This is a genomic window from Mycobacterium innocens (assembly GCF_900566055.1).
In the GTDB taxonomy this organism is placed as follows: Bacteria; Actinomycetota; Actinomycetes; order Mycobacteriales; family Mycobacteriaceae; genus Mycobacterium; species Mycobacterium innocens.
In genome coordinates this window covers 1-3442 of record NZ_UPHQ01000324.1, presented here as the reverse complement: position 1 = coordinate 3442, position 3442 = coordinate 1, and the positions used below count along the sequence as shown (strand labels likewise).

The window sequence follows — 3442 nt, the reverse complement described above, 5'->3', positions numbered from 1 at the left end:
GACTATCCCGAGGATTTGGTTATCCCGAGTGTCCGGCGTTGATGCAGGTCGAAGCCGTCTGTAGTACTGATTCCTCGGGATAACGATGCGTGCCTACGCTGCCCGTCTCTGTCGTGTATCTGGAGAGGAGCAGCAAATGAGCGGATCTGTGGGCGGGGTGGTCGGGCGGGCAGACGACGTGGTTGCCGGGCTGGGGCATGCGCCGTCGACGTTGTGGCAATACCGGTGGGCGTGGTCGCAGTTCGAGTCGTTCTGTTCACGCGAGGGCGCGGACGAGGTCACGGACGAGGTCGTCGCGTCCTTCTTGCGGTTTGTGGCCGAGGAGCACCGGCAGGGGCGGATCAAGGATTGGAAACGCAAGCTGCTGCGCAAGTCGGCGTTGGTGCTGGCCGAGGTGGCGGTGACGGGTTCGTACCGGTGGCGGCAGTCGCGCCGGTCGCACCCGAATGACGTGCTGAACGTTGCGTTCCGGCCGGTTCAGGAGCAGTTCGAGGCGTGGCTCCATCATCGCAGGCTGGCGGCGGCGACGCGGGAGCTGTATGCGACGGTGTCCCGCACGGTGCTGGCCTGGCTGCCCGAGCGTGGTGTGTCCGCCATCGAGGGCCTCTCGCGCGCGGACGTATCGGCTGCGGTGGTGTTTCTCGGCAGCCGCTACCAGGCGGGGAGCATGCGGACCGTGGTGTCGGCGTTGCGGGTGCTGTGCCGCTTCTTGGAGGATGCCGGCTGCCGTGCGGGACTGTCCGCGGCGGTACCAGCGATGTTCGCTCGGCGTCGCAGGTCGGTGGTGGTGCTGGCCGTTGATCGGATCGAGCAGCTGGTCAACTCCCCGGATCCGGCCACGGGGCAAGGGCTTCGCGACCGGGCGTTGCTGCTGTTGGCGGCCAGGACGGGTCTGCGCCCCGTCGACATCGTGGGTCTGCGCCTGGGTGATATTGATTGGCGGCAGGGACAGATCACCCTGACCCAGCACAAGACCGGGACGGTGTTGGCGCTGCCGCTGCTGGCCGATGTCGGTGACGCGATCGCCGGCTACCTGTTGCACGGCAGGCCCGCCGGTGCCGCCGACGAGCACGTGTTCCTGCGAACCCAGGCGCCGTTCACCGCCCTGTCACCCGTCGACGATCTGTATCACGTCGCGGCCCGGGCCTTTGCCCGCACCCGGATCCCTGCACAGGGCGGCGCGGGCCGCGGCTTTCGCGTGCTGCGAGCATCGCTGGCGACCCGGATGCTCGAAGGCGACACACCGCTGCCGGTGATATCCGGCGCTCTGGGGCATCGGGGAATCGACTCTGCCAAGCACTATCTCGCCGCGGACGAGGAACGCATGCGGGCCTGCTGCCTGGACTTCACGGGCATCGAACCGGCGGCGATGTCATGACCGGGTTCATCAGCGGCCTGGCCGCCCCCATCAGCAGCCTGCTCGAACTCAAACACGCGATCGGCCTGCCCTATCAGACCTCCGAGCGGCACCTACGCGCCTTCGACGCGGTGTGCGCGCAGGACTATCCCGGGCAGGACGTGCTGACCCGCCAGATGGCGATGGCATGGGCCGCAGTCCGGCCCGGCGAGCACGTCAACGGCCAGATGCGGCGGATCACCCCGGTCCGGCAGCTGGCCAAACACATGGCGGGCCTCGGCGCGGCCGCGTACGTCATCCCGCCCGGCATCCCCGGCAAGCAAGTCCGCTACCGGCCGCACATCTTCGCCCATAACCAGCTGCGGGCGATCTTCGACGCCGCCGACCGCATCCAGGCCAGCCCATTCGGTGGCCGGCGGCACCTGATCATCCCGGTGATCTTCCGGATGATCTACTGCCTGGGCCTACGACCGGGCGAGGCCCGCAGGCTGCACCGCAACGACGTCGACCTGGCGCGCGGCACCGTACGGATCCGCGAGTCCAAAGGCCACACCGACCGGCTAGTTTTCATGTCCACCGACCTGCACGACTACTGCCGGCGCTACGACGCCGCGATCCGGGCGTATCACCGGGATCGGGTGCCGTTCTTCCCGAACCGGCGGGGACAGTTCTATAACCACTCCAGCATCAACTACTGGTTCCACGAACTGTTGAACGCCGCCGACCCAGCCGTCGCGGCCGCCCCAGGGTCGCCGCCGCGGCCCTACGATCTGCGCCACGCCCACGTCATCGAGATCATCAACAGGTGGGCCCGCGCCGGGCAAGACCCCGAAGCGCTCGTCCCGTATCTGAGCCTGCACCTGGGGCACGCCAACACCGAGGACACCTGGTACTACTTCCATCTCGCCGCCGACTTTCACCCCGACCTGCGCGCACTGGCCAACACCAGCATCGAGTCCGTCCTGCCGGAGGCGTCCCATGGCAGCCGATGAGTTCTTCACCCTGGTGCGCAGCTGGCTGACCGTCCACCTTCCCCGTGCGCGCAGGCTCAGCCCGCACACCATCCGCTCCTACAAGACGGCGATCAACACGCTGCTGACCTACCTCGCCGAGACACGGCAGGTGAAGCTGGCCGAGGTCAGCTTCGAGGTCATCGATCGGGCCACCATCACCGCCTTCACCACATGGCTACTCGACACCCGCAACCTCAGCCCGTCCTCGGCGAACCAGCGGCTGGCCGCCATCAAATCGTTCCTGTGCTACTGCGCGGGAGAGGACCCGGCACTCGTCGCAATCTGGCTGGACGTCAAACAAACCCGACCCGCCCGCACCCCTACCCGCACGCCCGATGCGTTGAGCATGACCGCCGTCGACGCGCTGATCCGAGCACCCGGCCAAAACGGCAGCCGGAACGTCAGGGACACCACCATGATCCTGCTGATGTTCGACGCCGCCGCACGCGTCCAGGAAGTCCTCGACCTGACCGTCGCCGACATCGTCACCACACCGGGAGCGGGCCGCGTGATACTGACCGGGAAAGGCCGAAATACCCGGGTGGTTCCGATCATGGACAAGACCTGCCGCCACCTCGACCAATATCTGAACCTGTTTCATCCTGGCCGGCGCGACGTCGACGCCTTGTTGTTCTTCACCATCCGGTCCGGGAGGCACTACCCGATGAGCCAGGACAACGTCGCCTACCTGCTCAACAAGCACGCCGCAACAGCGCGTGCGGCCTGCCCCGAGATCCCCGAACACATTCACGCCCACCAACTCCGGCATGCCCGCGCCATGCAGATGCTTCGGGCCGGGGTGCCGCTGACCCACATCAAGGAGTTCCTCGGCCACGCGAACATCGTCACCACCAACATCTACGCCTCAGCGGACAATCAGATGGTTCGGGACGCAATCCAGAAGGCAGGCAGCACCACACCCGAACCCGCTCCGATCTGGAAAGGAGACGACGCCCTGATCCTGCAACTCGCCGGGCTCAAATAGTTATCCCGAGGAATCAGTACTACAGACGGCTTCGACCTGCATCAACGCCGGACACTCGGGATAACCAAATCCTCGGGATAGTCGCGA

At 66.5% G+C, this 3442-nt stretch carries 3 protein-coding genes; all 3 read left to right on the top strand.

The window, feature by feature from the left end:
* Window positions 1-136 precede the first annotated feature (136 nt).
* Genes EET03_RS29355 through EET03_RS29345 form a run of 3 tightly spaced genes read left to right on the top strand, consistent with a single transcriptional unit; the run spans window position 137 to window position 3355 of the window.
* Entirely contained in the window at window positions 137-1378 is a 1242-nt protein-coding gene (locus EET03_RS29355; protein ID WP_167470746.1) for a tyrosine-type recombinase/integrase, read from the top strand.
* The gene (locus EET03_RS29350; RefSeq protein ID WP_075542518.1) at window positions 1375-2349 is read left to right on the top strand and encodes a tyrosine-type recombinase/integrase; all 975 of its coding nucleotides are present in this window, start codon (window positions 1375-1377) and stop codon (window positions 2347-2349) included. The genes EET03_RS29355 and EET03_RS29350 overlap by 4 nt, the downstream gene beginning before the upstream one ends.
* The gene (locus EET03_RS29345; protein ID WP_075542517.1) at window positions 2336-3355 is read left to right on the top strand and encodes a tyrosine-type recombinase/integrase; all 1020 of its coding nucleotides are present in this window, start codon (window positions 2336-2338) and stop codon (window positions 3353-3355) included. The genes EET03_RS29350 and EET03_RS29345 overlap by 14 nt, the downstream gene beginning before the upstream one ends.
* The last annotated feature ends 87 nt before the right edge of the window (window positions 3356-3442 follow it).

What these genes read in the sequence shown, in the direction of transcription:
- EET03_RS29355 (WP_167470746.1), top strand. Translation starts at nt 137, where the DNA reads ATGAGCGGATCTGTGGGCGGGGTGGTCGGGCGGGCAGACGACGTGGTT.
- EET03_RS29350 (WP_075542518.1), top strand. Translation starts at nt 1,375, where the DNA reads ATGACCGGGTTCATCAGCGGCCTGGCCGCCCCCATCAGCAGCCTGCTC.
- EET03_RS29345 (WP_075542517.1), top strand. Translation starts at nt 2,336, where the DNA reads ATGGCAGCCGATGAGTTCTTCACCCTGGTGCGCAGCTGGCTGACCGTC.